The organism is Streptomyces sp. NPDC006463, from assembly GCF_042870715.1.
Taxonomy (GTDB): domain Bacteria; phylum Actinomycetota; class Actinomycetes; order Streptomycetales; family Streptomycetaceae; genus Streptomyces.
Map to the genome: position 1 here is coordinate 52,303 of NZ_JBIAHP010000001.1, position 26,378 is coordinate 78,680.

Below are 26,378 nucleotides of genomic sequence, written 5' to 3' on the forward strand. Positions count from 1 at the left end.
ATCCAGCGGGATAGGTTCGCCGTACTGGTCGGCGCAGGGGCGCGGCCGGTTGCGGGACATCACGAACCTCTGGGGAGTCGCATCATGCTGACCAACCGTCTGCTCCGAACTGCCGCGCCGATAGCGCTGGCTGCCTTCGCGCTCACCGCCTGCGGGCCGGAGAACAGCGACCCGGCCGCCACGGCGAAGGGGACGTTCGCCGAGCCTCTCGCCCTCAAGACGTCGGCGGACGTGTCCGAGACCCACTTCCCGGACAACGCGAAGACCCAGCTGAGCGTCACCCCGGCCTCGGTCGTCAAGGGCGACAAGGCCGCGGTGGACAAGCTCGGCGTCGGGCTGCTGGATGGCAAGACGCCCTACTACGTCACGACCACGTACACCCACAAGGGTGGTGCGCAGGACGCCGGCGGCAGCTTCAACCACAAGCTGCTGCTGCACGGCACCGACCCGCAGCGCGCGTACTCGTTCGCCCCTTCCTGGGGGGCCAAGTTCGAACCCTGCCAGGAGGCTTCCGACACCGACCTGAAGCTGACCGAAGGCAAGTCCGTCACCACTTGCGAGATCTACCTGGTGCCGGAGAACGTGCAGCCCCTGTTCGTCGGCTTCCAGGGCGACCGCGACGCCGGCTCCCCGAGCAACGAGACCGGCACCGCGCCCGAGGTCGTCTGGAAGGTGGGCTGACCGACCATCCGGGCGGCCGGCAGCGGCCCCTGGGGGCGCTGACCAGCAGTCCCGCCTTCCGCTCCGGCAGGACCTCCTTCACCAGCGACCTGAACCCGGGCGTTGGCGCCCGGGTTCGACCGCCTCGCCCACCGGCCCCGGCACAGGCCTCATAGCCTGCGCGGGGCACAGCACCCGGAGGGCCCGAGGACCCGGTCCGGGGCCGACCCCGCGCAGGCCGACCAGGCCCGTCGTATGCGACACCGAACCGTTCCCCACGGCTGCGGCCGGACCTGGAACTGTCATGCCTTTGGACCGCGATGCCACCTCCCGCGATGCCGGGACCAGGTGTTCGCTGCGCCAGAGGAATACAGCGGATCTCGCCGGGAGGGAACTACGGGCGGGTGTTGGTGGGTAACATCCCGCAGCAACACCGTGAGGTATGAGGAGAGTGAGCCGCAAGTGACCAACGACCCGGACACCACGCCCATCCACAACGTGTACGCGCTGCGGTTCGCCGCCGATCTCGAGACCAACCGCAAGGAACAGGATCAGGTCTCCGCGCAGATCACGGAACTCGAGGAACGCCTGAAGCAGTTGAAGGCCGACGAAAGCTGGCTTCACGGCATGCAGGGTTCACTGCCCCCCGCCGAGGACGGGGCCGTGGCCTCCGGCGGCCAGGTGACAGCGCAGCCCAGCCAGTCCCCCACACATGACACCGCGGCCGTTCCCTCATCCGCCGAGGCGGCGGCGGGGGCGGCGGCGGCCGTTCCCCAGCCCCGGAGGGCGAGGAAGAGCACCGGCCGCGCGGCAGGAAGGAAGACGGCACAGCCCAGGAAGACCGCGGGTGTCGCATCCGGCGCGAAGGCCAAGACCGCCACAGCCACCGTGAAGAAGACCACCGAGACGAAGACGAACAAGACGACGGAGCCCCCGCTGCGCGAACTCGTCCTGGCCCTCCTCGTCAACGCCGCTGAACCCCGCATGGTCAGCGAGGTCGCCACCGAACTGGCCCAGGCACACCCGGGCAGGCCGGCCTCCGGCCAGGTCGTCCGCAACGCCCTCGAAGCACTGGCCAGGAAGAACCTCATCGAGAAGGAACACAAGCAGGGCTCGGTCATGTACTCCGCGCCCGACCGGCCCGCGGTGAGCGAGCAGCCGTCCACGGCGGCCCCGACCACCGACACGACTGACGACAAGGAACCGGTAACGGCCTGACCGTCACCCCCACTCCGTAGGCCACCCGAACCCCGCCTGCTCCGGTCCCGTCCGCGGCCGCCTGCCCCGTGGACGGCCCGGCCGGGATACAGGGGCGGGTGGCCGGACGGGGTGTCGGGGCTGCGCAGACGGCAGGTAGGGCCGTGACGTGGGCTACCTGACCCACCCGGCCCACCAGCATCGGCCCGCGTCGAGCCTTGGCGTGCGGCGGACGGAACGTGGCGCCGACCGGATCGTCAGATTTCGACGGCAGGGTAGCTCTCGACGTAGCTCTCGCCGCGGGCTCCGTAGTAGGTGCAGTTCCGCGCGTCGAGGTCGACGTCGTACCAGACGATGCCTGCGTTCCAGCAGCCCTGGACGAACTCGGCGAAGGTGGTCTGGCCCGCCTGGTCGGCGCGCAGCGCCGTGACGAGTGCCTGGCGGTCGAACGGCATGACGTCGAGCATGCCCGTGACCAGCGGTTCGCCCTGGACGGCGACGGGTCCTGCGTCGGTGAGGTAGAGCATGGCGTTCGACGGTACGGCCATCCGGCAACGGGTGACTCCGGCCCGACGCAGGGCCTCGGCGAGGTAGGGGAAGCCGCCGACCTCGGGCCGGATGGTGGCCGCGTGCTTCAGGGCGGCCTGCAAGTTGGTCGTCGCGGTACTCATGGGTGCTCCGAGGGGTGGGGAGGCGGTGCGGAACCGGCCTCATATCTGACAACAGATTTACGGACTGGAAACATGTTGTCAAATGAGGGGGAGTGGCGCCTGCGCCCGGAACCTGGACCTCGGCGGCGGGGCACGCACGTCAAGGCACTCAGCAACATCCCGTCGCGACGGAATCGCTACGTTCCGCGCATGGATGCCTGGAATCGGGAGAACTGCGGAGCCCGCAGGCCACGGCTGCTTTCGCCCCGGGGTCACGGGGCAGGCAGCGTGCTCTCGTCCCTGCCCGGGCCCGCCGACTGACCGTGGCGTTGCCGACCCCGCTCAATCGCGTTGGCCAGGAGCCGGGCCGCCACACTGAGCAGCAGCAGATTCAGCGTGATCTGTCCCGTTGTCAGCAGGCGGGCCGACTCGCTGCGCGCAGTGATGTCCCCGAATCCGACCGTACTGAACACGGTCATCGCGAAGTACAACGCGTCCGTGCGCGACAGAGGTTCGCTGAAACTGCCCGACGCGCTGTGCTCCAGCAGGAAGCATGCCGTGGCGTACAGCAGGACGAAGAGCGGCACCGTGATCGCCATGGCCTCCATGGCCTTCAACCCGGGCCGCGGAGACAGTGTGATCCTGTAGATCTGCCAGGACAGGAGCGCAGCCACGACCACAACGCCGCCGAAGAGCGCGAGGAAGGTCGTAACCGTGAAGGCCGAGTCCATGGGCAGCAGAAAATAGGCGGCCACGAGGAGCGTCGCCGTCACCAGCGAACGCACAGAGGCAAGCAGTACCTGCCGACGATGACCACCCAAGTTCCCGTTCACGACTCCACCCCGACGCAGCGCATGCCCTGACCCCAGCCTCTCCGGTGAAGCGGGTCGCTGCGCGGCAGGCGCACCAGGAAGTCACCGGCATGGTCCCACGCGCGGGTCGCGCCTTCCCGGTCCGGCCGGTCGGGCCTCGCGGCGCAACCGGACACTCTGAGGCCCAACCGGCCGTTCAGGCGTACAGGCCGTGACAGATGGCTCGGGATGCTCATTCCTCGCTGCGGAGCTTGTCGATCTGCTTCTCGATGGCCTTCGTCTCCGCGATGAGGTCGTCGCGCGCGTTCTTCTGCGACTTGTCGCCCTGCTCCTTGAACGCCTCGGTGAAATGTGGCTGAAGCTGGGTCCACCAGCCGTAGTCCAGCATCGACCAGGCCTGCGGACACAGTGGGGCGCGGGACTTCGGCAGGTAACCCGCATCGACCAGGGTCCCGTAGAACTTCTTCGGGTCGCTTCCCTCCAGGTAGCAAAGGTAGTTGAAGACCCTTTGCTGGGTGACGGGGTGATCACTTGCGAACCCCTCCAGCGTCAGCTTGCCCTGCGCGCGGGCGATCTCGTCGAAGAGGATTGCGGTTGCCAGCGTCGGGCCCGGCCCTACCTCGTTGATGGTGTAGAACGACGCGAACCCGTCTGCGGCGTCCTCCTCGAGGCCGAGGTTCGCGAGCAGAAGCTGGCGCTGCAGGGCATGGCCCAGCTCGTGGCCGAAGATGAACTGGGTCGACAGCGCGGTCAGGTCGTCAGCGTTGAACTCGGCCTCGGGCAACAGCGCGGGCCGCTTGACGGTCTTGACCACGTTGGTGAGGGTCTCTTCGATCTGGGTCAGGAACGCCGGAGGCATGAAGATCGTCCTGCCGTCGGGCTGGGTGACCGCATCCGTGACTCCCGGTGGGACCTTGTCAGTGACCTTCACGACCAGGTCATGCGGAAGGTCGACCGACTTGTTCACCCAGTCGGCGGCCTGCTCGAGCACTCGGGACTTCCGGATCACCTCTACGGCATGCCGGTTCTTCGGCTTGATCGCGTCGTCCTCGTAGACGACCGTGACCTCGCCGCTCGCGCCAACCGCGTCGCCGCCGCACGAGACCACGGCGAAGCCGGCAAGGAGCATCGTCCCCGCGAAAACCGCCTTCAGCTTGGCCGAGTACCCACTGCTGCTCAGCACCCCGGCTCCTTTCCTCGGTCAAGGCGTTGCGGCCGGCGGTTGCACCGGCGTGGTCGCCGGAGCCGTTTCCCGATGCCGGAGCAGACCTCGAAGCTGACTCGCGGATTATGATCGACGAGCCCTTTGCCCACAAGAACCCGGTTTGGGCGATTTCATCCCATCAGTCCGGGCGGAAGGGCTGGGCATCGACCAGCGGCGGCCGCCTCCTGGTACGGGAATCTCCGGCTCGCCCTGCGCGCTGCGCGTCACCCAGATCTCGGGAGTCGCTGACGGGGGCGCGTGCCGCCGGAACCGGCCCAGGAGGCGGCCGTCGTGAGGAACGGTCGGATCAGCGGAACAGCATGGACGCGTCCCCGGCCGGGGTGGTGACCGAGCCCGGACACAGGAAGCTGCCCGAGGCCTTGGCGGCGGTGAAGGCCCGGTTGATGTACTTCCGGCTCACCCCGTCGCGGTCCCACACGATGTTCGTCGCCTTGTAGCGACAGGAGATGAAGCTCTGCCTGCCGGTGATGTCGATCAGATCCGTCCGCGCGGTCCCGGCGGCGTCGTCGAAGGTGAAGGCGGGGTTGTTGTTGAGGGTGGCGGCGATGCCGCCACCACAGGCCAGATTGCCTCCGGGGGCGTTGATCGTGGTGCGGTCGACGGTGAGGGCGTCCGGGGCAGCGGCGCTGGTGCTCGCGTTGGTCCAGCTGCAGCTGTTGCCGGCGACCACCATCACGCCGTCGACCTTCTGTTCGGCGGCCGAGACTCCGGAGCCCTGCGCGAGGGCGGTGCCGGTACCGGTGAAGGCCGCGGCGACGACCAGCGTCGCAATGCCGACGACGCGTGAGATGCGGGTACGGCGGGTGCTGTGCCCCGCGTGAATTCCGTGCGTGATGGGCGCGATGTGCCTCATGATTCGCTCCTCCATGCCACGTACTGGTGGGGGTGGGCGAGGCGCTGGGCCTCTCAGAGGGTGCGGAGTGCGTGCCGGGAGCGTCCCACAGCCACCTTGAACTGTCAGGAGCCTGTCAGGGGCATGGCAGGAATTGGCTGGAATTACCGGTCGGTACAACATGGCGCCGGGGGCTGACGGCCGGGCGTCGCACGGCCGCCACCCCGCTGGGATGTCCTCCGCCCCCACATCACGGACCGACGCCCCTGGTCCCGGCGGGCCGCCGACGCCTACGGGGTCTGCGTCGGGGTGAACTTCGTGAGGATCAGCAGGGTGTCGACGAGGTCCTCGGCGGGGGCGCCGGTGGCCAGGCGGCGCAGCTGCTGCCCGAAGACCAGGGCAACGGCCACGCCGGCCAGGCGTTCGGGGTCCGGCACGCCGAGGTGGGTCAGGATCCGGGTGGCCAGCAAGTCGTAGGCGGCGAAGCACTCGGCCGCGGCAGCACGCAGCCGTTCGTCGCGGCCGGCCTGGACGTAGAGCTCGAAGGGCGCGATGTGGCGGCTGTCGAAGGCGTTGCCGCCCGCGACCTGCGCCACCACCTCGGCCGCCTGCCCGATGTCGAAGCGCTCGTCGGAGCACGCGTCGGCGAGCGCCGTGAAGTGCCTGGTCTCCTCGGCCACGAAGTGCAGCAGGCTTTCGCGCAGCAGCTCGTGCTGGGTGGCGAAGTGGTAGGTGACGGAGCCGAGGGAGACTCCGGCCTCCTTGGCGATCCGCCGGTTGGTGACGGCCGCGATGCCGTCCTGCCCGATGATCCGCAGTACGGCGTCGATGATGCTCTGGCGGGTGTCGGAAGCATGGGGCATGTCGACATTCTGCCCCATCGGCCCACGTGGTCGCCCGGGCAGGGCTGGGGAGTTGGGGACAACGGAGGTGTGGACAGGGGGCGGAGCGATCTCTACTGTTCGTTCGAACGAACAGTAGCGGGACGTCGCAGGGGAGTCGTAGTGGACATATCCGGATCGAACGTTGTGCTCACCGGGGCCACCGGAGGTATCGGTTCCGCCCTGGCCGCGCGCCTGACCGCGCAGGGGGCCCGCCTCACGGTCACCGGGCGGCGCGAGGAAGCGCTCAAGGTCACTGCGGACGCGTGTGGCGCCCGCGCCGTGGTCGCCGATCTGGCCGTCCGGTCCGACGTCGTCCGCCTCGCCGAGACCTGCGCCGAGGCGGACATCCTCGTCGCGAACGCAGCCCTGCCCGCCAGCGGCGACCTCCTGGACTACACCGAGGAGCAACTCGACCGCGCCCTCGACGTCAACCTGCGCGCGCCCGTCCTTCTCTCCCAGCTGCTCGCCGCGCACATGGTCGCCCGCGGCCGCGGCCACATCGTGCTGGTCGGTTCCATTTCCGGCAAGGCGGCGACCAAGTCGACCTCCCTGTACAACGCGACGAAGTTCGGGCTGCGCGGATTCGCCCTCGCCCTGCGCCAGGAACTCAGGGGCACGGGGGTGGGGGTGTCCCTGGTCCAGCCCGGCTTCGTCCGCGACGCCGGGATGTTCGCGGCCACCGGCGCCGCCACACCGAACGGCATCAGGACCGTCACGCCCGGCCAGGTCGCCGACGGCGTCGTACGAGCCGTCCGCCGCGACCGGTGCGAGGTCAACGTGGCGCCGCTGGAGCTGCGGCTGCTGAGTGCCATCGCCGGGCAGTTCCCCGGATTCGCCGAGCGGGTCCAGGCCCGGGCGGACGTCGACGGCTCCGTGCGACAGATCGTCGAGTCCCAGCGCTCACGCCGCTAGGGGCGGCGGTCCCGCACTCAGGGCGGGACCACCGCTCGCCCCATCTCCCCACCTTCGTGCGGATCCGTCCGCGCCCGCACCCGCACGCCTTCGTACGTCCTCGCACCTGCACGCCTCCCATGCCACCTCACGTGAACGGAGAGCACCGCTGTGCCGAGTGAACACCTCCCGAACGCCGTGCCCGGCCCCGGCCCCGGCCCCGGCCCCGGTGTCGAGCGCAGGTCCCTGCTCCGATTAGGGGCTCTGCTGGCCGCGGGCGGAGCCGCCGCGCTGGTTCCCGCACCCATCGCGCGAGCCGCGACGAGGCGCCAGGGGACCGACGCGGTGACCACCACCTACCAGGGCCGCTCCCCGTACGGCAACGACCAGTGGGCGTACGTCGCCTTCGACGTCCCCGCCGGGGTGCAGCGGATCTCCGTCTCCACCTCCCACGACGCCGCCGCCGGCATCCTGGACCTCGGCATCTTCGGCCCGTCCGGCTTCCGCGGCTGGTCGGGCGGCGAACGGTCCGGGTTCTCCCTCTCAGCGGCGGACGCCACTCCCGGGTACGTGCCCGGGCCCGTCGAGCCCGGCGGCTGGTCCGTCATCCTGGGGCCGATGGTCGGCGCCGCCGGTGGCATGGCCTGGCAGGTCGACGTCACCCTGCACCACGGAGACCCGCTGCCCCGGACCCCGTACGACAACCTGCCGACCACGGTGGCCGGGCGGGGACCCGGCTGGTACCGGGGCGACCTGCACCTGCACAGCGTGCACTCCGACGGGAAGCGCACGGTGGACGAGATCGTCGCGGCCGCCCGCCAGGAGGGGTTGCACTTCATCGCCACGTCCGACCACAACACCAGCTCGACCGGGGTGACATGGCGCGGCAACGTCCCGACCGACCTGCTCGTCATCAACGCCGAGGAGGTCACCACCCGCCACGGCCACTGGCTGGCCGTCGGCCTGCCCCAGGGTGAATGGGTGGACTGGCGCTACGGCGCCGCGGACCAAGGGGTGTTCGACGGACACGCCCGGCGCGTGCACAGTCTGGGCGGACTCACCATCGCCGCCCATCCGCTCACTCCGGCCGTTGGATCCTTCTGGGAGTTCGGCCTCGACCGCGTGGACGCGCTGGAGGTGTGGAACGGACCGTGGACCCTGGACGACGCGGCCAACATCGCCGCCTGGCACGTCATGCTCTGCCTCGGCAAGCGGGTCGCCGCCGTGGGCAACAGCGACGCCCACAGCCCCGCGGACGCCGTCGGCCGGCCCCACAACGTGGTGCGCGCCACCAGCCTGTCGACGCCCGCGGTGCTGGACGCACTGCGCCTGGGCCGGTCGTACGCCGTCGAATCCGCAGCCGTGACCGTGGACTTCACCGCCCGCAGCGGCGGTGCGGTCGCAGGACCCGGCGAGGAACTGCCCCTCTCGTTCTTCGACACCGTCGACGTGACCTTGGACGTCACGGGCGCCCCGGACAGCATCGCCACGCTGTACACCGAGTGGGGCATCATGGCCGCCACCTGTATCGACGGCAGCGGCAGGGGGCAGCTGCGCTGGCGCGGCTGGGGCAAGGCCTCCCTGTTCGCCCGGGCCGAGGTGCGCAGGCCCAAACCCGCCTCCACGACTCTGGACCAGCTGGTGGCCATCACCAACCCGGTGTGGTTCTACTCCGCGCAACTGCCCCCGTACGACGTCGAGCGGCGCGCGCTCTTCCACACCGAGCGCCGCCCCGACGGGTCGTGGAGCAGCATGCGTCCGCTGCCGGGTGCCGCCGTCGGCGCCGCCTCGTTCGCGGGGGTCCAGAGCTCCGTGGCCGGCATGGCGGACGGCTCCGTCGTGGTGCTGGGCATCGCTCCCGACAACGGTCTGTGGCTGACCGCCGTACGGGGTTCGGCCACGCTCCAGCCCTGGCAGCGCGTCGCGGGACCGGACGGCTCGACCGGGTTCACCGTCCGGGAGGCGGACATCGCCGCCTTCCCCGACGGTACCTGCCAGATCGTGGTGACGGCCATGGACGGAGCCACCTTCCACCAGCAGCGCCGCCCCGACGGCGGACTGCCCGGTTTCCGGGCCCTGCCCGGCTTCGCCGCGAAGGGCCGGTGGGGTGCGACGAAGATATCGATCACCGCCATGCCCGACGGGTCCGCCCAGCTGCTCAGTTACGGCACGGACGGAGCCATGTACCACTGCATTCACGGGCGTGACGGTGCGTGGACGGCCTGGGGGCGCCTGGCCGGCTACAACGGGGCCCCGGCGTTCTCCGGCCCCGCCCTTGCCATCACCGGCATGCCCGACGGTTCCTCCCAGGTCCTCGCGATCGGGCTCGACGGGATGGTGTATCACCAGCAGCGGAGGCCCGACGGCTCCTGGACCGGATTCCGGCCCTCTCGGGGCGTCACCTCCGCCACCATGGGGGCCAGCGCCATCGGCATCGCGGGGACGCCCGACGGCTCCGCCCAGGTCGTGGCGGTCGGGCTCGACGGGCGGATCTGGCACAACGTCAGGAAGCCGGACGGCTCCTGGACGCCGTTCTCGCAGATACCCGGCCCGAACGGGAGGGACCCCTTCCCCGCGGGGCAGGTCCGCATCACCGCCATGCGAGACGGCACCACCCACGTGTCGGCCATCAGCGCCGGCTAATGCTGTGGCCGGAACCTTAATACTGTGCCCGCATAGGTTCGCCGGGAGGTGTCGGGGTACTCCTGAAAGTGCGTACCTGAGTACAAAGAAACATGCTCAGGCCCGGGCGGCTCAACGGAATGTGTTGACGGTGCAACCGTGTCGCGCACCATCAGCAGCTCGTCGTTCACGTCTCCGCCCGTGACGTCGAGCACCGCGTCCGCGGCGTCGGCCCCGAAGACCGCGGACATCTGTGCGCGTGCCTGCCGGCGGCTGATTTCGACGAAGGCAACCTCCCGGCACGCTTCAGGTCAAGGAAACGCCTGGCCGTCCCGGCAGATGGGCACGTTCATCCGTACTCGGCTGGGCACGTCCAGAGATGTACGCCGACGTCACCACACATGCGACCGCCACGACCACCAACTCGGCGAACCTACGCGGTCACAGCGCTAGCCGAAGCCGTCCGGCGGCTGCCCCTGGCGGCGGGCGGCGGGCGGCGGCTACGTTGTCGCCCGTACCCCGACGCCCATGACGGAGGATCGCCACATGCTGACCGGTTTAGCCGATGGCCCTCGCAAGCGGGTGGTGTGGGGGACGACCCTCGTCCTGATCGCGGTCACCGCGCTCCTGGGGACCGCGCGCGGGGCCGCCACGGCGGCCGCCCTCGCCGCCCCACCCGTTCCCGTCCTGTCCTGGGGCCCCTGCGACGGCGCGGGCGCCGACGCCCCGGGGGACGGCTTCGAGTGCGCGACCGCCCAGGTACCGCTGGACTACCGCCGGCCCACCGGGCGTACGATCCCGCTCGCGGTCACCCGGCGGCTCGCGGCCGACCGGGCCCACCGCACCGGTGTCCTGGTGCTGCACCCCGGGGGACCCGGCAACTCCGGCGTGGACTTCGCCCGTAACAGCTACGCCGCGCTCCCCGCCTCCCTCCGTGACGCCTTCGACGTCGTCGGGTACGACATGCGGGGCGTGGCGCGCAGCGGTCAGGTGGAGTGCTGGAACGACAAGGAGTACTCCGCCGCCGTCGACGCCGCACGCGGCGTACCCGGCCCGGGAGCCCTGCAGGGCGCCATCCGTCAGGGCCTCGACTTCGCCGCCGCCTGTCGGCAACGGTCGGCAGATCTCGTGCCCTTCATCGGCACCGGCTCGAACGCCAAGGACATCGACCTGCTCCGCCAGGCCCTCGGCGAGGAGACGCTCACCTTCTACGGCCGTTCCTTCGGCAGCTACGTCGGCACCGTCTACGCCGCACAGTTCCCCCGACGCGTCCGCGCCATGGTCCTGGACGGGGCCTACGATCCGCGGCACTACGCCGACGTGCCGTACGCCTACGACGCCGGGCAGTTCGTCGCCCTGGACGCGGCGGTCGGCCGGTTCCTGGACTGGTGCGCGCAGAACGCCACCACCTGCGGATTCGGCGACGGTCGGCCGCGGCAGGCCTTCGAACAGCTCAAGCGGGCGCTGGACGCCGATCCCGTCATCACCGCGAGCGGACGCCCGGCCACCGGCTACACCCTCGCCTACCGCCTGATGTTCAACATCAACGCGGGCAAGGTGATCTGGCCCGAACTCGGACAGGCCCTGCGGGCGGCCCAGGCGCACCAGGGTTCGTTCCTGCTGAACCCGCCCTCGCCCGCTTCCTTCGACTTCCTCAACGTGAACATGGCCGTCGAATGCGCCGACCGCGTCTATCCGACCAGCCCGCTGCTCCTGGGCGCGCTGGTCAGTGCCGAGGTCTCCGCCGCTCCGCTGCTGGGACCCCCCATCGGCCTCGGGCCGCCCACCTACGACCACAACCACGCGCCCACCTGCGCCCAGTGGCCGGCGGAGCGCCCGAGCCGCTTCGAGGGCTCCTACCGGGCGGCCGGTTCTGCGCCGATCCTGGTCCTCGGCACGACCGGGGACCCGGACACCCCGTACCAGGATGCCGTGGCCCTCGCCGGGACGCTGGACAACGGACGGCTGCTGACCTTCGCCGGCGAAGGACACACCGCGTACAACCGGAGCGCCTGCGTCAGCACCCTGGTCTCGGACTACCTCGCCACCCTGGCGCTGCCCGCACGGGGCACCGTCTGTGCGGACGAGACACCCCCCGAATCGCTCGGACGCCACACTGCCGGCATCGAGGTCGACGAGACGCGCGATGTGATCCCCGCCCTCCGCTGAGCGCCTTTGAGCACCCGTGCCACGTCTAGGGCCTGATGCGGGAGAGGTCCTGGTCCGCGAGGTCCGGTCGGGCGGTGAGCGTGGCGTGCACCGCCTCCAGGATCGGGAGCGGGGCGTGGCCGGTGGCCAGGGCCACGTCCTTCGCGGCCAGGTCGACCGGGAAGTGGGAGGCGTCGGCGTACGTACGGGCCACCGCGCCGGCCAGCGGTCCGCGGGCCAATTCGGCGCGGACCAGCTCCTGCGGCAGGCCCAGGACCTGACCCAGCCTCAGGGCCTCCGCCACCAGTCCGACTCCGCCGACCACCGCGTTGATCAGCACCAGCTTGAGCGCGGCACCGGAGCCCACCGGGCCGCACACGGTGACCTCGCCGAGGGCGTTCAGCAGTTCGCGGACCGGGCCGGGCAGCGGGTCGCCGCCCGCCAGCACCCACAGCTGTCCCGTGGCGGCCCGGTCCACGCTTCCCATCACGGGCGCGTCGGTCAGCGTCACGCCCGCCGGCAGCCGCCCCGCGAGCGCCCGCACCGCGTCCGGCCCGACCGTCGAGGTGTCGATCCAGTGGACGCCGGGCCGCAGGGCCGCCGAGTCCGACAGGATGGGGTCGGAGACGGCCCGCAGGGCCGCCGGATCGGCCAGCATCGTGACGACGAGCTCCGCGTCGCGGACCGCACCGGCGGGCGTGGCGGCGACCTCCGCCCCGGCCGCCACCAGTGCTTCCGCCTTGTCCGGCGTCCGGTTCCACACCGTCAACGCGTGCCCCTGGGCGAGCAGGTGACGGGCCATCGGTGCGCCCATGTGGCCGAGGCCGAGGAATGCGACCTTCTTCGCAGTGTTCATGCGACGACGCTAGGCTCGCGCCCTGGCATGCGACAAGCGAATGTCTAGCATGGCTGCCATGCCCACACCGCATGAGTTGTACGAGGTCTTCCTCCGCGTGGCCCGCCTGGCCTCCTTCACCGCCGCCGCCCGCTCCCTCGGCTACACCCAGTCCGCGGTCTCCCGGCAGATACAGGTCCTGGAGGACGAGTGGGGCGCCCCGCTCTTCGAACGCCTTCCGCGTGGGGTGCGCCTCACCGAGGCCGGCCGGATCCTGCTCCCGCACGCCGAGGCCGTCGGCGAACGGCTGCGTACCGCCCGCGCCGAACTCGACGCCCTGCGCACCCTCGGCGCCGGGCGGCTGCGGATCGGTGCCTTCTCCACCGCCGACGCCGCGCTGCTGCCGCGCGCGCTCGCCGCCTTCCGGACCCGCCACCCCGCCGTCGCCGTCACCCGCACCGAGGGCCCCTCCGCCAAGCACCTGGCCCTCCTCGCCGCCGGGGACCTCGATCTCGCCGTCGTCGCCGACACCTCCGGGCGGCCGCCACAGGGCTGCACCGCTCACCACCTGCTCGACGAGCGGATGTACGTGGCCCTGCCGCCCGGCCACCGGCTCGCCGGGCGCACCGACGTGCGACTGGCCGAACTGGCCGACGAGGAGTGGATCGCGGGCGGCACCCGCCCCGAGGAGACCCTGATGCGCTCCGCGCTGGAGGGGGGCTTCCGGCCCCGGACGGGCTTCGTCGCAGCCGACTGGATCGCCAAGCAGGGCTTCGTCGCGGCCGGGCTCGGCGTCACCCTGATCCCGGCGCTCGCCGCCTCCTCCGTGCGGGCCGACCTCGCTCTCGTCCCTCTGCATCCGGACGACACCCCGCGCCGCCAGGTCTACGCGGCCACCGCGCGCGGGAGCGCCCCCTCCCCAGCAGCCCTGGCCTTCCTGGCCCTCCTGAAGGAGGCCGCGCGCGGGCTGGCGTCCTGAGCCGGGTGAAGACCGCCTAGCGCGGGTAGCGGGCAGCAGCCTCGACGAAACCTGCGGCGTTCCGGGGTACCGAGGCGACAAGGGCGACCCAGGAGCCGTCCGTGAACTCGATGTCCATGCGCCCCTTCTGGAGCACACCCGTCGGGTTGGCGCGCAAGGCGGAGACGGCCGACCGGGGCGCTTCCCAGGACTGCTTCATCACCGGTGTCATCTGCCACAGCTGGGAGACGTCGCTCAGGCCGAACCAGCGCCTGTCCGTGACGGCCAGTACGCCCGTGACCGAGCCGCGCGCGTTGGCCCGGCCGATGACGAAGTGCCCGGCCGCACTCTGCCAGCCGCCCTCCATGCTCTTGCCGTGCATCAGCCGCGTGCCGAGGTTGTCCACCGCGTCCGGCATCCGGTCGATCGCGTCCGCCGCGGCAGCCGGCCTCGACCGGCGGGGGTCGAGCGCGCGGGCCCTGACCAGCTGCCTCAGCGGCCCGGGCAGCCTCCCCTCGATCCGCCGCTGGAGCGCGGACGGCTCCGGCGGGGCGAGCAGCGACTCGGGAGGAGTCGGCACGCCCGGCCCGAGTTCGAAGGAGCACGAGGCGATGAGCCGCTCCCCCGGTCGCAAGAACTCCTGGGCTTGTTCGCGCCCCTCGTCGGTCAACGGACCTGCTCCTGTTCGTCGTTCGGGCCGGCGTGTCCGGCCACCCGGATTCTCCCTCACGTGCCGACCTTCATGATCACCGGGTCGCCGGTCTGACCGGCGCAGGCCCGCTGGTCAAGCCACTTGAGGCGACCACTTATCGTCTGCCGAGGAGTATCGAGACGAGGGGGATCCCGGAATGTTCGCAGTGGTCTATCGATGGCGCCTCCAGGAAGGCAAGGAGCAACTGTTCGTCGATGGTTGGCACCGGGTGACGGCGGCGATCCACTCCCAGTGCGGCAGTTACGGCTCGCGCCTGCACCAGGCGGATGACGGCACGTGGGTGGCCTACGCGCGGTGGCCGGACTCGGAGACCCGCGAACAGTGCGCGATGCCGGATCCGCAGGGAGCGGCCATGATGACCGAGACGATCGCGGAGCGCTTCCCGGAAACCCGGCTGCACATCGTCGACGACATGCTCGCGGAGCCGACCGGCCTCTGAACTCCGCAGGTGATGCAGCGGTCCGCTCGCGCCCGGCGGGACCGGCACGGACCGGAACGTTCAACCCTTTCCGGCATCCGGGAACTACCTGGTCGAGGGCGTGCGGGAGCCCGGCGCCCCTTCCGGATGGCCCCGGTCAGCCTGAAGTGCGTGCACCGGTGCCGTGCTCTAGCGTCAGCGTTCCCGGGTTGCATGCGGCTCTCCGCGGCCGGGGGCACCCTGGAGACATGACCCGGGTCAACGACAAGGTCGAGGCGTTGCTCCAGGAGTACGCCGACCTGATCGCGATCAGCGGCGGGGACGCCTTCAAGGTGCGCGCCTACGAGAAGGCCGCCCGCTCCATCGGGGGCAGTCCACTGGATGTCGCGAAACTCGACGCGAAGGGGCTCAAGGAGATCCCGAACGTCGGCGCGTCGATCGCCGAGAAGGTACTGGACTACCTGCGCACCGGCCGCGTCCCGGCCATCGACGAGGTCAGGGCGGCCGTCCCGGCGGGCGTGCGGGAGCTGACCCGGATCCCGGGGCTCGGCCCGAAGCGCGCCATGCTGCTCCACGAGCGGCTCGGAATTTCCACGGTGGACCAGCTGCTCGACGCGATCCACACGGAGCGGCTGCGCGACCTGCGGGGTTTCGGGGAGAAGAGCGAGGAGAACATCCTCGCCGGCATCTCGCTGATGCAGAAGGCGGGCAGCCGCATCCTCATCGGCGCCGCGACCGAGATGGCGGAGCAGATCACCGGTGAGCTCTCGTCGGTTCCGGGCGTCGTACGGTGCTCGTACGCCGGGTCGCTGCGGCGGATGCGCGAAACCATCGGCGACATCGACGTGCTGGTGGCGTCGGAGCGGCCCGTCCCGGTGATGGAAGCCCTCGTGCGGCTGCCCGGTACGGCGGAGGTCCTGGCGCACGGCGCGAAGAAGACCTCCGTCCGCACGACGAGCGGGCTCCAGGTGGATCTGCGGGTGCTGCCGCCCGAGTCCTGGGGAGCGGGCATGCAGTACTTCACGGGGTCGAAGGCACACAACGTACGCACCCGGGAGCTGGCGGTACGGCACGGGCTCAAGCTCTCCGAGTACGGGCTCTTCGACGCCGAGAGCGGTGACCGGCTGGCCTCCGGGACGGAGGAGGAGATCTACGCCCGGCTCGGCCTGCCGTGGATCGCGCCGACGCTGCGCGAGGACCGGGGGGAGATCGCGGCCGGGCTGCGCGACGAGCTGCCCGTGGTGCTGGAGGAGGGCGACCTGCGGGGTGACCTGCACACGCACACCGACCTCACCGACGGTCTGGCACCGCTCGAGGAGATGGTGGCGGCCGCGGCCGCGCGTGGGTACGCGTACTACGCCGTCACCGACCACGCCCCGAACCTCTTCATGCAGCGGATGACCGACGAGAAGGTCCTCGCCCAGCGGGAGCAGGTGCGCGCTCTGGACGGGGCGCACCACGGCATGCGGTTGCTGCACGGCACGGAGCTCAACATCGGCCCCGACGGGGAGCTGGACTGGCCCGATGCGTTCCTGGCCGGCTTCGACCTGTGCGTGGCCTCGGTGCATTCGCATTTCGGGCTGGACCCGCGCGCGCAGACCCGTCGCCTGGTGCGGGCCTGCGAGAACCCGTACGTGCAGGTCATCGGGCACCCCACCACGCGCCGGATCGGCCGCAGGCCGGGCATCGAGGCCGACTTCGACGAGGTGTTCCGGGCCTGCGCGCGGACCGGCACCGCCCTGGAGGTCAACTCGCACCCGGAGCGGCTCGATCTGTGCGACGAGGACATCCTGCGGGCCAAGCGCTTCGGGGTGCGTTTCGCGGTGGACTCCGACGCGCACTCCCCCACCCACCTGCCGTACGTGCGCTACGGGGTGGGCACCGCCCAGCGCGGCTGGCTGACGAAGGACGACGTCATCAACGCATGGCCGCTGGCCCGGCTGCGCCGGTTCCTGCGCCCCTGACCCTGCGCTCACCCCCGCGCGGTCCCCGCGACCGCCCGGCCGTGGCGGACCAGCACGGTCACGGTGGCCGCGAGGAAGAGGGACTGCATGGCCGTCCGGGGGCCGAGCCGGTCCCACCAGGGCACATCGCCGCCGGAGGCGTAGATGTTGGCGGGGAACATCAGGACCAGCAGCGCGGTGAGTACGGCGGCCGAGGCCCGGGCGGTCCGCGACCACAGCAGCCCCAGCGCGCAGGCGAGTTCGGCGACGCCGGTCAGCGTGACGAGCAGCTCGGGGGCCGGCAGGGCCGGTGGCACCATGGCGATCATCTCCTCGCGCATCCCGACGAAATGCGCAGCCCCGGTGAGCGCGAACATGGCCGCCAGACCGCCCCTGAGGGCGACGGTCGGCCGACGGAACCGGACGGCGCCGAGCGCCCCGGCGAGCAGCAGCAGGCCTGTGACGGTGACGAGTGTGACGAGCGGTTCCATGTCAGGACCTCCCTTGCGTGACGATGACGACGGCGGGTCTCATCGGAAATGCGGGGCGGCCGGGTGCGGCCGGGTACTCCCGGGGCACGGGGCACGCCGTGACGGCCGTGGCAGCCGAGTCCCCGTGCTCTCGGTGTCTGCCGGGCCCCGGTCAGGCGCGGTCGCCGGTCATGGCCTCGGTCGACCGGCGGACGGTGTCCGGGTCGATCTGCTGGATCTGCACGACGACCCCGTCCGGGTCGGTGACCCGGATGCTGCGGCCGAAGTTCTCCTCGACGAGCTCGTACGGGTAGTCGCTCCGCTGGAGCCGCTGCGCGACCTCCTCCAGCGGCTCGTCCGTTGCAAAGCCCAGTTCGGTGGCGCCGGGCGGCCGCCCCTGCGAGACGGCGGCGGCGTGGACGCCGACGGCGCCCGCAGCTGCGGTCAGCCGGACCCAGACGGCCGCGCCGGGCTCCTGCCGGACGGCGAGCCCCAGCCCGGCATAGAAGTCCCGGGACGCCTCGACGTCGGCCACGTACCTGATGGGAAGGACGGTCAACATGGTCTGCCTTTCTCGTTCGGTCGTCATCAGCGTCCTGTCCGGTACTCCCGTGTGCGCTGTACAGTCGCCGCAATGGACGCAATCAGACGCATCGATGCACTGTCATGACGCAATCGGTCACGCTCGACGCGCTGGACCGCCGTTTGATCCATGCTCTGCAGATCGACGGGCGCGCCTCGTTCAGCAGGATCGCCACCGTGCTCGGGGTCCCGGAGCGCACCGTCGCCCGCCGCTACCACCGGCTGCGGTCGGCCCTGGTTGTCCGGGTCGTCGGGCTCGTCGACAGTCGGCGGATCGGCATGCTCGACTGGTTCGTCCGCATCGACTGCACGCCTGACGCCGCCGACGCGCTCACCGCCGCCCTCGCACAGCGGGACGACACCTCGTGGATCGCTCCGCTCGTCGGCGGAACACGGCTGACCTGCATGGTCCGCACTCCGGCCTCGGGTACGGACGGCGGGCGCGCGCTCTTCGACCATCTGCTCCGAACCCCGGGGGTACGGGATGTGGAGGCAGGCTGCGTGCTGCGCCAGGTTGCCGGTGTCGGCGGCTGGGCGGGCCGGACGAGCGCGCTGGAGGCGTTCGAGCAGGCGGCCCTGCTCAGTCCCGCGCCGGAACCACCGGGCGACCAGGGAGCGCCCGATGAAGCGTCGGGCTGGGGCGAGGCGGAGGCACGGCTCGCCGGCGAACTGGCCCGGGACGGCCGGGCGGACGTGGTACGGCTGGCCGCCGTCACCGGTTGGTCTGCCTCGACCGTGCGCCGCCGCGTCGCCGGACTGCGGGCCGCCGGCGTGCTCCACTTCGAGGTGAACGTGGACCCGTCCCACTTCGGCTTCCCCGTGGAGGCGCTGCTGTGGCTGGAGGTGGCGCCGGCCTCGCTGGTCGAGGTGACGCAGGCGCTGTCACGGCATGACGCGGTCGCCTTCGCCGCCGTCACCACGGGCCGGGCGGCGGTCTTCGCCATGGTCCAGTGTCGTGACACCGGTGCCCTCTACGACTACCTGGCCGACGAGTTGGCCGCGCTGCCGGGCATTGGCCGCATGGAGACCGCGCTGGTCCAGCGCCGCGCAAAACGGGCGGGACCGCTCCTCGTGCCGGCGATGGCGGACCGGCCGGAACGGCGCGGCACGGGACGGTACGGTCCGGGACGCGAACAGCGGCACTGACCCGCGGGCCGGCGGCCGGCCGTGGGGGCCGCTACATCACCCTGTTGCGGGCAGCGGTGGGCCGGGCCGCCACCCCTTGGGCCGGGGTGCAGGGCGCGACCCTTGGCAGCACCTCCGGTTCCACACGAAACAGTGACATGCATCACAGCGACTTGGCGGGTCACGGAAGCATTACGTCCACCAAGGGCTCACCGACATGTCGAGATTTGTCCAACCGGGGTCGACATTCCCCCTGTCCACCGTAATGAGCACGTCAGGGAATGGGGCGACCCACTGCAACTTGCCACGTCACAGGTGTTTCTGATGGCCGCTACTTGCTTCACGCAGCCCGCCGAGCGCGCGGCGAGCATGACTGTCCGCCCATTTCAAGTCCGTCGCACGGCGCCGCCGCACGTGCCGGCGGCGAAACTTGCCAGCCCGTTCCAGGGCTTTTAAGAATGGCGGCCCGCCCGGCGTTCGGACAGCTCAGGCGCAGGACGCTTCGCAGAAACCAAGTGAGGCCACGTATGCAGAAGCACCGCAAGAGGAAGCAGTACAAGAAGATATCGATCGCCGCCGTCACCCTGGGCATCGTGGGCATACCCACCGCCGCGATCGCGTGCTGGGACGCCCAGGAGACGGCTACGACGAGGGCCTCCGAGAGGCAGGACGCGCCCGCCTCCCCCATCGCGCCCACGCCCGTCGCGTCGATCCAGAACGAGGCGGCACCCGTGGCCACCCCGACCGTGACGCCCGAGCCGCCCGGGCAGCCGACGGAGGATCCGCAGACGGCGAAGCCCTCCACCGCGGTGACTCAGCCGCCCAGCCAAACGCAGTCCGCCAAGCCTGCCCCGGCTCCGGCCCCGGCCCGGCCGACGCCCCCGGTCGCCACGAAGCCGCCGAGCCCGCCGACCGCTGCGCCCTCCGGCCCGGCCGCCGAGGTGGTGGCCCTCGTGAACAAGGAGCGCGCCAAGGCCGGGTGCTCGGCCCTCACCGTCAATGAGAAGCTGACGGCTGCCGCGCTGAACCACAGCAAGGACATGGCCGCGCACTCCAACATGTCGCACACCGGATCCGACGGCTCGGACCCGGGCGGGCGCATCACCCGCGCCGGCTACGCCTGGATGACCTACGGCGAGAACGTCGCCTACGGCTACAGCACGCCCGAGCAGGTCATGATCGGCTGGATGAACAGCCCTGGGCACAGGCAGAACATCCTCAACTGCGCGTTCAAGGAGATCGGCGTCGGCCTCGCACAGCCGAACTCCTACTGGACCCAGGACTTCGGCGCGGCCCGCTGACATCGACCGCCCGGCCCGAGTGCGGCGACGAACCGGTCGGCGCATCTCGCGGAGACGTGTCCATCGCCTGAGTGCGCCACATGGCGCGGACGGATCACTGGCAGGTGCTCGGCCGAGCCCTGCAACTACCTCGCCCTTCGTACAAGCAGATGCCGGAGAGGCTGTGGGCCTCTCCGGCATCTGCTGCGTGGGGCGGCTCGCCGGGACGGGATCCCGGGGGCTGCGGGGCTGTCAGTGCCCTCACTTACCGAGCTTCGCCTTCAGGTCCTGCTTGATCTGGTTCTTGATGACCTGCTTGTTGACCTTGCTCACGGTGCCGCCCTTGCCGCTGCCGTCACCGCCGACGGACGTGGCGTCGCCCAGGTTGGTGGCGTCGGCGCTGGCGTTGCCGCCGGTGGCGCTGCCGGTGGTGATCACGCACTTGCCCTTGCAGTTGCCGACGCCGGAGTTCGCGGCGCCACCGGTGGCCGTACCACCGACCGTGGTGTTCTCGGCGTTGGATTCACCGCCGGTACCGATGCCGTCGGCGCTGTCGTCGCTGTGGGCGAGGGAGACAACCTGCTGCGGGGCGGCGGCCGTGGCGGCCATCGCGGTTGCCGGCAGGGCGATACCGCCACTCACCAGCGCCAGGGAAGCTCCGGCCAGAACGACACGACGGGTCGAGAAGAGCTCGAACATGGGAATTCTCCATTCGGTGTAAAGAAGAGGGGTTCTGTACCGCCCCGGGGAAACGGGCCGGAATAATATTTCGACCTCATTTCCTCCGGGGATTCCCCGGTGAGGGCGTGCTTCAAATAAACCCTGCCGAGGGATGTGCGTCACGCCACTTGAACACGTGACTAGACGTCCAGAACCGATCTTGGTATAAGGCTGCCGCAGGGCACCGCCGAGAAGACCTCGCCCCGCCGGAGCCGGCACACCGGGCTCATCAGTGCACCCGTGCCGTCCGCGGGCCCCTGCCCGCCCTGCCCTTCACAGGCAGCTCGGCCTCACGATGGTCCCGTCGGCCTTCGCGGCCGCGATGCGGGCGATTTCGCCGGTCTCCCAAAATGCCGGCTTCAGGCGCTTCCCACATCATGAGTGCTGTGTATGACACACGCCGGAGATCGATCGCTCTGTCGATCGTGGTTCCCGTCTTCAACGAGGAAGAGGTCCTGCCCGTTCTGGCGGCCCGGCTCCGGCCGGTCCTGGACGGGTGCGGCGAACCGTACGAGGTCCTCGCCGTCGATGACGGCTCGACCGACAAGACTCCCCGTCTGCTGGAAGATTTGCGCACTGAGTGGGCCCAGCTGCGCGTCGTGACCCTCCGGCGGAACAGCGGCCACCAAGCCGCCCTTACCGCCGGATTGCGCCGTGCCCGCGGCGCCTATGTGATCAGCATCGACGCAGACCTTCAGGATCCGCCGGAAGTCATCCCCGAAATGCTCGCCCTGGCCCGGGCAGATGGTCTGGACATCGTCTATGCCGTCCGCGCCGACCGCTCCACCGACACCGGATTCAAACGCCGAACAGCCGCCGTCTACTACTGGCTCATGCGCCGCCTGGCCGGCTCCTTCGTCCCCGCCGAGGCCGGCGACTTCCGCCTGCTGTCCCGCCCTGTCGTGGAAACCCTCAAAACCCTTCCCGACCAGCAGCAGATCTATCGTCTGCTCATCCCTTCGCTCGGCTTCCCCTCCGGACAGATCACATACCAGCGCGGAGAACGAGCGGCCGGCACCACCAAATATCCCTTGCACAAAATGACCCTATTGGCACTGGACAGCATCACCAGCTTCTCGGCAGCCCCACTGCGCCTGGCCACGGCAATCGGCGCCATCAGCATCCTCGTCTGCCTCGCTTTTCTCACCTGGACCCTCACTGTCTACGCCACGGGCAGCACCCCGCCCGGCTGGACCTCCTTGATTATCACATTCCTGTTCTTCGGTGCTGTTCAGCTCTTCTGCCTGGGAATGCTCGGCGAGTACGTGGCCCGCATCTACACTGCCGTCCAGGCCCGGCCCACCTATTTCGTCGCTCGCGACACGGACGAAGAACAGCAATGAAGATCGCCAGTCACACGAGCACGCCGGCGAAAAACATCGCCCCCAAAAAGACGTACTGGATCGCGCAAAACATCAGCAGCGGCACCTGAATCCATCGGGACATGCGCCTGACCAGCACGAGCCCGACAAACATTTGCGCATGATTGCGATACCATGACATTTCCGCGCCGGCGAAGAACGGCAGCCAGAAGATTTCTACAGTCAAAATCAAGGCGGCCCACTCCGCGACGTCGAGCCGACGGTTCCGGACGAGTCGCACTGCGGCCGTCGCCAGCACGAGCAGCATGAAGGCGATATTCAGCCAGAGCTGGGTCCTGTGCGCGGCCAGACTGTGCTCCACCAGCCACGGCAAGTGCGCTTTGGGCCTGTACCAGTCGCTGAACGGAAAACCGTAGGCCATCCGCATCTCGTCGAAGGGCTGACGCAGGCCACCTTGCCCGTAACTTGATTGCTGGATGGTCTCGTACGCGTCCCAGTGGCTTGTCGCCTGCCACATCAGCCACTTCGCCCAGAGCACGCCGCAGCCGGCGATAGCTGCTGACGACCCGGCCTTCGCGAACCGTATCGGCCGCGTGTCCCTTTGCCACGCGAAGAACGCGCTCAAGATCAGCATGCCGACAGCGACGGCGCCGACAGGATGACAGGAGGTCGCCACGAAACCACCGGCAGCGGCAATTCCCCAGGATCCGCGCCGCAGCCCGACGATACAGACGAGCAGCGCCAGCGTTGCGGTGGCGATCGGGAACATCGCATGCAGATAGATACCACCTGGGAATACCGTACCGATGGCGAGGGTGAGACCGGTGGCCCAGGTGAGCCGGGCGCCGAGCAACCACCACAACACCGCGAACATGCCGAACAGAGACATTTCAGTGACGACAACAGCAGCTGTCTCATAGGAAAGCCCGCTGGCAGAAACCACCCGGACCGACATGGGGTATCCGGGGAACCAGGCAACATTTCCGCACATGACATCGGGAAAGTTCGCGTAGCGATCCCGGCACCAAAACATTTCGTAACCGGTCTTGGCGATGGACAGGTAGTGTCCGGAATCCCAGCGATGGCGAGCAGCTGTGGACCAATAGGCCACTTTGGATCCGTCGCCGGCAACGGATTCTTTCGCGACCAGCCAGGTGACGAGGTTCGCGATCAGCCAGGCGACGGCTGGCGGCAGCAAGCCACGGCGCCAATCGCGACGCTCCGGCCGGTTGGGTTCCACCGGTGCGGCGTCAGGCATCAGGAGCCGTGCCGATCACGGGCGTGTCACCAGAAGTGCTCGCGGGCCCGGCCTCGCTGTCGATACAGGAGCGCACGGACATGGGAATTCACTCATCTCCAGCTCCGCGCTCGTCTCCCCGGACCACAGCCGACGGCAGAGTCCCGATGGCTGCGGGCTTTTCGACGACCTCCGGTACGGTGCCCAGCTTCACGATCAGTTTGGCGAACGCCTCGTGGAGCTGCATCTGGAAGTGCTCCTACGGCCGGGCTGCGGGCCTGCCGACGGAGCCACCGTGGTTCCTCCTGTCCTGGCGCCAGCACACCCGCCTTACCGGACGCGCCCCGGCGTGTCTGCGCGGTTCCGTTCCGGTCGGGCGGTACGGGTGGCGCGCGGGGCTCACCTGGCCCCTGCCGGAGAGACGAAGGCGGGAATGGGCCGTGGCGATGGTCGGACTGTTCTGGGTGGCTCCGGACGCGGCGTACGTGGGATCGCCGCCGACCGCCATCGGGAGCTGCGTCAGGTTGACCGCGGGCGGACTGGAAGCCGTGGACCCCGACGGCTCCCGGACGTGGACCTGGGAAGGACTGCGTTCCGCGGTCGTCGAAGCCGTGCCCGTCGAGAGTCGGCCGGGCCTCGCGTCGAAACTCTTCGGGTCGGTGGTCTCGGCCGCGGCCGGCATCTTCCTCGGGGAGGGGCCGCCCGAGATGACGCTGCGGCTGGAGACGGAGTACGGGCCGGAGGCGGTGACGGTGTACTCGGCGGCGGCCGGAGGGTACGGCGCCGAGTAGGCAGCACTCTCGCAGGACCTGCTCGGGCGCTTCGTGGCGGGAACCGCGAGGCCGCAGGCCCTTGAGGTGTGGGGCCGTGAGCACGGCCTGGAAGGTACACCGAAGCCTCACGTGCGGGAGGCCTTGCTGCGCACTTGGGCGGAGGCGTGAGCCGGCCCAGCGGCGAGGCGACGCAGTCCCCCTCCCTCCCGGCCACGCGGTGAGGCCCCGCCTGCCTGCCGTGCGCGGCCGTGCCCGGCCCTTACGGTGGCACGATGGAACAGCGGATCAGTTTGGTCACCCTGGGCGTCGCGGACCTCACCCGCGCCAAGGGCTTCTACTCGGCGCTGGGGTGGCGCGGCACCGAAGTCGAAGAGACGGTCTTCCACCAGGCGGGCGGTCTGGCCCTGGTGCTGTGGGACCGCCGGAAACTGGCTGCCGACTGCGGTCTTGCCGACGCCAAGGCGACCGGTTTCGGCGGTATCGCCCTGGCTCACAACGTGCGCACGGACGCCGAGGTCGACGCCGTCCTCGACGCTGCCGCCCGGGCCGGCGGCACCGTCACCCGGCCCGCCGCCGTCAACGCGATCGGCTTCTACTCGGGTGTCTTCACCGACCCCGACGGCCACGCCTGGGAGATCGCCCACAACCCCGGCTTCACCCTGGCCGAGGACGGCTCCCTGATCTTGCCCGACTTCGACCGCTAGCGGACAGCGACGCCCGCCGCTCCCGTCGTCTGAGACTGTCGCCCATGCGTCGGTAGCGGGCTGCTTCGGGGTGCGGCGGTCGTCAGGGCGGGGGCCATCTCTACAGTTGTGGAGTGAGGGCGCTTCAGCCGTAGGGATCGCCCGAACCGAACGGAGAGGCGTTCCATGACACAACGTCACGCGGTGGTGGTCGGGGCCGGAATCGGCGGTCTCACGGCCGCCATCGCACTGCACCGGCGCGGCTGGCACGTCACCGTCTGCGAGCGCGCCCCCGAACCCTCCGTCACCGGCGCCGGCATCGGCCTCGCCCCCAACGCCCTGCGCGCACTCGACGCCATAGGCGTCGACGCCGCCCGCGCCGCAGGCAGCGCCGTACCCACAGCGATGGGCGTACGCCGCTCCAACGGCCAGTGGCTCACCCGGACCGACACCGCGGACATGGCGGCCCGCTACGGCATGGCCCCGATCGCCGTCCCCCGCCCGGCGCTCACCGCCGCCCTGGCAGCCACCCTTCCGCCGGAGGCCCTTCGCTACGGCACCGAGGTGACCGCCGTCGACGACGACGCGGGCCGCCCGACCGTCCGTACGGCGGGCGGCCCGGACCTTCCCGCCGATCTGGTCGTCGCCGCCGACGGCATCCACAGCCCGCTGCGCCGCGCGTACTTCCCCGCCCACCCCGGCCTGCACTACATCGGCGAGACGGCCTGGCGAACCATTGTGGATGCCCCGGACCTGCGGATACCTGACATGAGCGAGACATGGGGGCGGGGCGAACGGTTCGGCGTGACACCGCTCTCCGACGGCCGGCTGTACCTCTACGCCACCGCGATCGTCCCGGCCGGCACCCGGTCAGCCGACCCTCGCACCGAACTCCGGCACCGCTTCGGCTCGTGGCACGACCCGATTCCGGCCCTGCTGGACCGTGTCAGTCGCCTCGACCCCGCCGACGTGCTCCGGAACGACCTCTACGACCTGGCTGCCCCGCTCCCACGCCTGCACCACGGCCGGATCGCCTGGCTCGGCGACGCCGCCCACGCCATGGCCCCAAACCTCGGCCAGGGCGGCTGCCAGGCCATCGAGGACGCGGTGGTCCTCGCCCACCTGCTTCCCGCCGGAGACGGCGGAGGAACCGACGGAGGCGACGGGGACGGCACGGACCTCGTCCCGGCCGCCCTCGACGCGTACACCGCCGCCCGCCGCGACCGCACCGACGCCGTGCGCGTCCGGGCCCGCCGGGTCGGCCGCCTGGGCGCCCTCCGCAACCCGCTCGCGGTGGCGGCCCGCGACCTCGCCGTCCGCGCCACCCCCGCCCGCATTGCCCTGCGCGGCATGGACGACCTCTTCAACGGCTTCCGCCTCCCCGGGTAGCAGGGACCCG

26 protein-coding genes and 1 pseudogene are annotated in these 26,378 nt (G+C 70.5%); 14 read left to right on the forward strand and 13 right to left on the reverse strand.

Annotated elements, in window-relative coordinates:
* Positions 1–84 precede the first annotated feature (84 nt).
* Both ACFYOB_RS00290 and ACFYOB_RS00295 read left to right on the forward strand, forming a co-directional pair.
* On the forward strand, positions 85–681 hold the full coding sequence (locus ACFYOB_RS00290) for a hypothetical protein (RefSeq protein WP_388552294.1): 597 nt from the start codon (positions 85–87) through the stop codon (positions 679–681).
* A gap of 441 nt (positions 682–1,122) precedes the next feature.
* Positions 1,123–1,878 (forward strand): hypothetical protein, encoded by a 756-nt coding sequence (locus tag ACFYOB_RS00295; RefSeq protein WP_388552296.1) that lies wholly within the window; start codon positions 1,123–1,125, stop codon positions 1,876–1,878.
* Positions 1,879–2,114: 236 nt separating this feature from the next.
* Here the strand turns inward: ACFYOB_RS00295 and ACFYOB_RS00300 are convergent, their stop codons facing one another.
* From ACFYOB_RS00300 to ACFYOB_RS00320, 5 genes are all read right to left on the reverse strand, one after another.
* Positions 2,115–2,528, reverse strand: a complete 414-nt coding sequence (locus tag ACFYOB_RS00300; RefSeq protein ID WP_388552299.1) for a DUF1398 family protein — start codon at positions 2,526–2,528, stop codon at positions 2,115–2,117.
* 251 nt (positions 2,529–2,779) lie between these two features.
* On the reverse strand, positions 2,780–3,292 hold the full coding sequence (locus ACFYOB_RS00305; protein ID WP_388552302.1) for a potassium channel family protein: 513 nt from the start codon (positions 3,290–3,292) through the stop codon (positions 2,780–2,782).
* Positions 3,293–3,551: 259 nt separating this feature from the next.
* Positions 3,552–4,502 carry a DUF4344 domain-containing metallopeptidase gene (locus ACFYOB_RS00310; RefSeq protein ID WP_388552305.1) on the reverse strand — a complete coding sequence of 317 codons (951 nt, stop codon included), beginning with the start codon at positions 4,500–4,502 and terminating at the stop codon, positions 3,552–3,554.
* A 328-nt stretch (positions 4,503–4,830) separates the two neighbouring features.
* Entirely contained in the window at positions 4,831–5,397 is a 567-nt protein-coding gene (locus tag ACFYOB_RS00315; RefSeq protein WP_388552308.1) for a hypothetical protein, read from the reverse strand.
* A gap of 269 nt (positions 5,398–5,666) precedes the next feature.
* Positions 5,667–6,239: a TetR/AcrR family transcriptional regulator gene (locus tag ACFYOB_RS00320; RefSeq protein ID WP_388552311.1), complete on the reverse strand. Its 573-nt coding sequence runs from the start codon at positions 6,237–6,239 to the stop codon at positions 5,667–5,669.
* A gap of 141 nt (positions 6,240–6,380) precedes the next feature.
* Between ACFYOB_RS00320 and ACFYOB_RS00325 the strand changes: the two genes are divergently transcribed.
* Together ACFYOB_RS00325 and ACFYOB_RS00330 are read left to right on the forward strand one after the other, a co-directional pair.
* On the forward strand, positions 6,381–7,172 hold the full coding sequence (locus tag ACFYOB_RS00325; protein ID WP_388552314.1) for an SDR family NAD(P)-dependent oxidoreductase: 792 nt from the start codon (positions 6,381–6,383) through the stop codon (positions 7,170–7,172).
* A 150-nt stretch (positions 7,173–7,322) separates the two neighbouring features.
* Positions 7,323–9,794: a CehA/McbA family metallohydrolase gene (locus ACFYOB_RS00330; RefSeq protein ID WP_388552317.1), complete on the forward strand. Its 2,472-nt coding sequence runs from the start codon at positions 7,323–7,325 to the stop codon at positions 9,792–9,794.
* Positions 9,795–9,910: 116 nt separating this feature from the next.
* Here ACFYOB_RS00330 and ACFYOB_RS00335 read toward each other — a convergent pair.
* Positions 9,911–10,072: pseudogene (locus ACFYOB_RS00335) on the reverse strand (capsule biosynthesis protein CapD); the annotation flags it as partial.
* A 247-nt stretch (positions 10,073–10,319) separates the two neighbouring features.
* Here ACFYOB_RS00335 and ACFYOB_RS00340 point away from each other — a divergent pair.
* Positions 10,320–11,942, forward strand: a complete 1,623-nt coding sequence (locus ACFYOB_RS00340) for an alpha/beta hydrolase (RefSeq protein WP_388553953.1) — start codon at positions 10,320–10,322, stop codon at positions 11,940–11,942.
* A gap of 25 nt (positions 11,943–11,967) precedes the next feature.
* Here the strand turns inward: ACFYOB_RS00340 and ACFYOB_RS00345 are convergent, their stop codons facing one another.
* On the reverse strand, positions 11,968–12,777 hold the full coding sequence (locus ACFYOB_RS00345) for an NAD(P)-dependent oxidoreductase (protein ID WP_388552320.1): 810 nt from the start codon (positions 12,775–12,777) through the stop codon (positions 11,968–11,970).
* A 49-nt stretch (positions 12,778–12,826) separates the two neighbouring features.
* Between ACFYOB_RS00345 and ACFYOB_RS00350 the strand changes: the two genes are divergently transcribed.
* Entirely contained in the window at positions 12,827–13,735 is a 909-nt protein-coding gene (locus ACFYOB_RS00350; protein WP_388552323.1) for a LysR family transcriptional regulator, read from the forward strand.
* A gap of 16 nt (positions 13,736–13,751) precedes the next feature.
* Here ACFYOB_RS00350 and ACFYOB_RS00355 read toward each other — a convergent pair whose 3' ends face one another.
* Positions 13,752–14,384, reverse strand: coding sequence for a hypothetical protein (locus tag ACFYOB_RS00355; protein ID WP_388552326.1), 633 nt, complete (start codon positions 14,382–14,384; stop codon positions 13,752–13,754).
* Between the two features lie 178 nt (positions 14,385–14,562).
* Between ACFYOB_RS00355 and ACFYOB_RS00360 the strand changes: the two genes are divergently transcribed.
* Both ACFYOB_RS00360 and polX read left to right on the forward strand, forming a co-directional pair.
* On the forward strand, positions 14,563–14,865 hold the full coding sequence (locus ACFYOB_RS00360; protein ID WP_388552329.1) for a hypothetical protein: 303 nt from the start codon (positions 14,563–14,565) through the stop codon (positions 14,863–14,865).
* Between the two features lie 227 nt (positions 14,866–15,092).
* Positions 15,093–16,808, forward strand: coding sequence for a DNA polymerase/3'-5' exonuclease PolX (gene polX / locus ACFYOB_RS00365; RefSeq protein ID WP_388552332.1), 1,716 nt, complete (start codon positions 15,093–15,095; stop codon positions 16,806–16,808).
* Positions 16,809–16,816: 8 nt separating this feature from the next.
* Here the strand turns inward: polX and ACFYOB_RS00370 are convergent, their stop codons facing one another.
* Both ACFYOB_RS00370 and ACFYOB_RS00375 read right to left on the reverse strand, forming a co-directional pair.
* Positions 16,817–17,278 carry a DoxX family membrane protein gene (locus ACFYOB_RS00370; protein ID WP_388552335.1) on the reverse strand — a complete coding sequence of 154 codons (462 nt, stop codon included), beginning with the start codon at positions 17,276–17,278 and terminating at the stop codon, positions 16,817–16,819.
* A gap of 151 nt (positions 17,279–17,429) precedes the next feature.
* Positions 17,430–17,819: a VOC family protein gene (locus ACFYOB_RS00375; RefSeq protein WP_388552338.1), complete on the reverse strand. Its 390-nt coding sequence runs from the start codon at positions 17,817–17,819 to the stop codon at positions 17,430–17,432.
* A gap of 104 nt (positions 17,820–17,923) precedes the next feature.
* Between ACFYOB_RS00375 and ACFYOB_RS00380 the strand changes: the two genes are divergently transcribed.
* Positions 17,924–18,985 (forward strand): Lrp/AsnC family transcriptional regulator, encoded by a 1,062-nt coding sequence (locus tag ACFYOB_RS00380; RefSeq protein ID WP_388552341.1) that lies wholly within the window; start codon positions 17,924–17,926, stop codon positions 18,983–18,985.
* 506 nt (positions 18,986–19,491) lie between these two features.
* Complete coding sequence (locus ACFYOB_RS00385; protein ID WP_388552344.1) at positions 19,492–20,265, forward strand: CAP domain-containing protein; 774 nt, start codon at positions 19,492–19,494, stop codon at positions 20,263–20,265.
* A 240-nt stretch (positions 20,266–20,505) separates the two neighbouring features.
* Here ACFYOB_RS00385 and ACFYOB_RS00390 read toward each other — a convergent pair whose 3' ends face one another.
* Positions 20,506–20,943: a hypothetical protein gene (locus ACFYOB_RS00390; protein WP_388552347.1), complete on the reverse strand. Its 438-nt coding sequence runs from the start codon at positions 20,941–20,943 to the stop codon at positions 20,506–20,508.
* Between the two features lie 398 nt (positions 20,944–21,341).
* Between ACFYOB_RS00390 and ACFYOB_RS00395 the strand changes: the two genes are divergently transcribed.
* Positions 21,342–22,307: a glycosyltransferase family 2 protein gene (locus ACFYOB_RS00395; RefSeq protein ID WP_388552350.1), complete on the forward strand. Its 966-nt coding sequence runs from the start codon at positions 21,342–21,344 to the stop codon at positions 22,305–22,307.
* A 10-nt stretch (positions 22,308–22,317) separates the two neighbouring features.
* Here the strand turns inward: ACFYOB_RS00395 and ACFYOB_RS00400 are convergent, their stop codons facing one another.
* Both ACFYOB_RS00400 and ACFYOB_RS00405 read right to left on the reverse strand, forming a co-directional pair.
* Complete coding sequence (locus ACFYOB_RS00400) at positions 22,318–23,526, reverse strand: hypothetical protein (RefSeq protein ID WP_388552353.1); 1,209 nt, start codon at positions 23,524–23,526, stop codon at positions 22,318–22,320.
* Between the two features lie 106 nt (positions 23,527–23,632).
* Entirely contained in the window at positions 23,633–23,770 is a 138-nt protein-coding gene (locus tag ACFYOB_RS00405; protein ID WP_388552355.1) for a hypothetical protein, read from the reverse strand.
* Between the two features lie 193 nt (positions 23,771–23,963).
* Between ACFYOB_RS00405 and ACFYOB_RS00410 the strand changes: the two genes are divergently transcribed.
* From ACFYOB_RS00410 to ACFYOB_RS00420, 3 genes are all read left to right on the forward strand, one after another.
* Positions 23,964–24,314 (forward strand): hypothetical protein, encoded by a 351-nt coding sequence (locus tag ACFYOB_RS00410; protein WP_388552358.1) that lies wholly within the window; start codon positions 23,964–23,966, stop codon positions 24,312–24,314.
* A gap of 254 nt (positions 24,315–24,568) precedes the next feature.
* A complete protein-coding gene (locus tag ACFYOB_RS00415) occupies positions 24,569–25,000 on the forward strand; it encodes a VOC family protein (protein WP_388552361.1) in 432 nt (143 codons plus the stop codon).
* Positions 25,001–25,165: 165 nt separating this feature from the next.
* Positions 25,166–26,368, forward strand: coding sequence for an FAD-dependent oxidoreductase (locus tag ACFYOB_RS00420; RefSeq protein WP_388552364.1), 1,203 nt, complete (start codon positions 25,166–25,168; stop codon positions 26,366–26,368).
* The last annotated feature ends 10 nt before the right edge of the window (positions 26,369–26,378 follow it).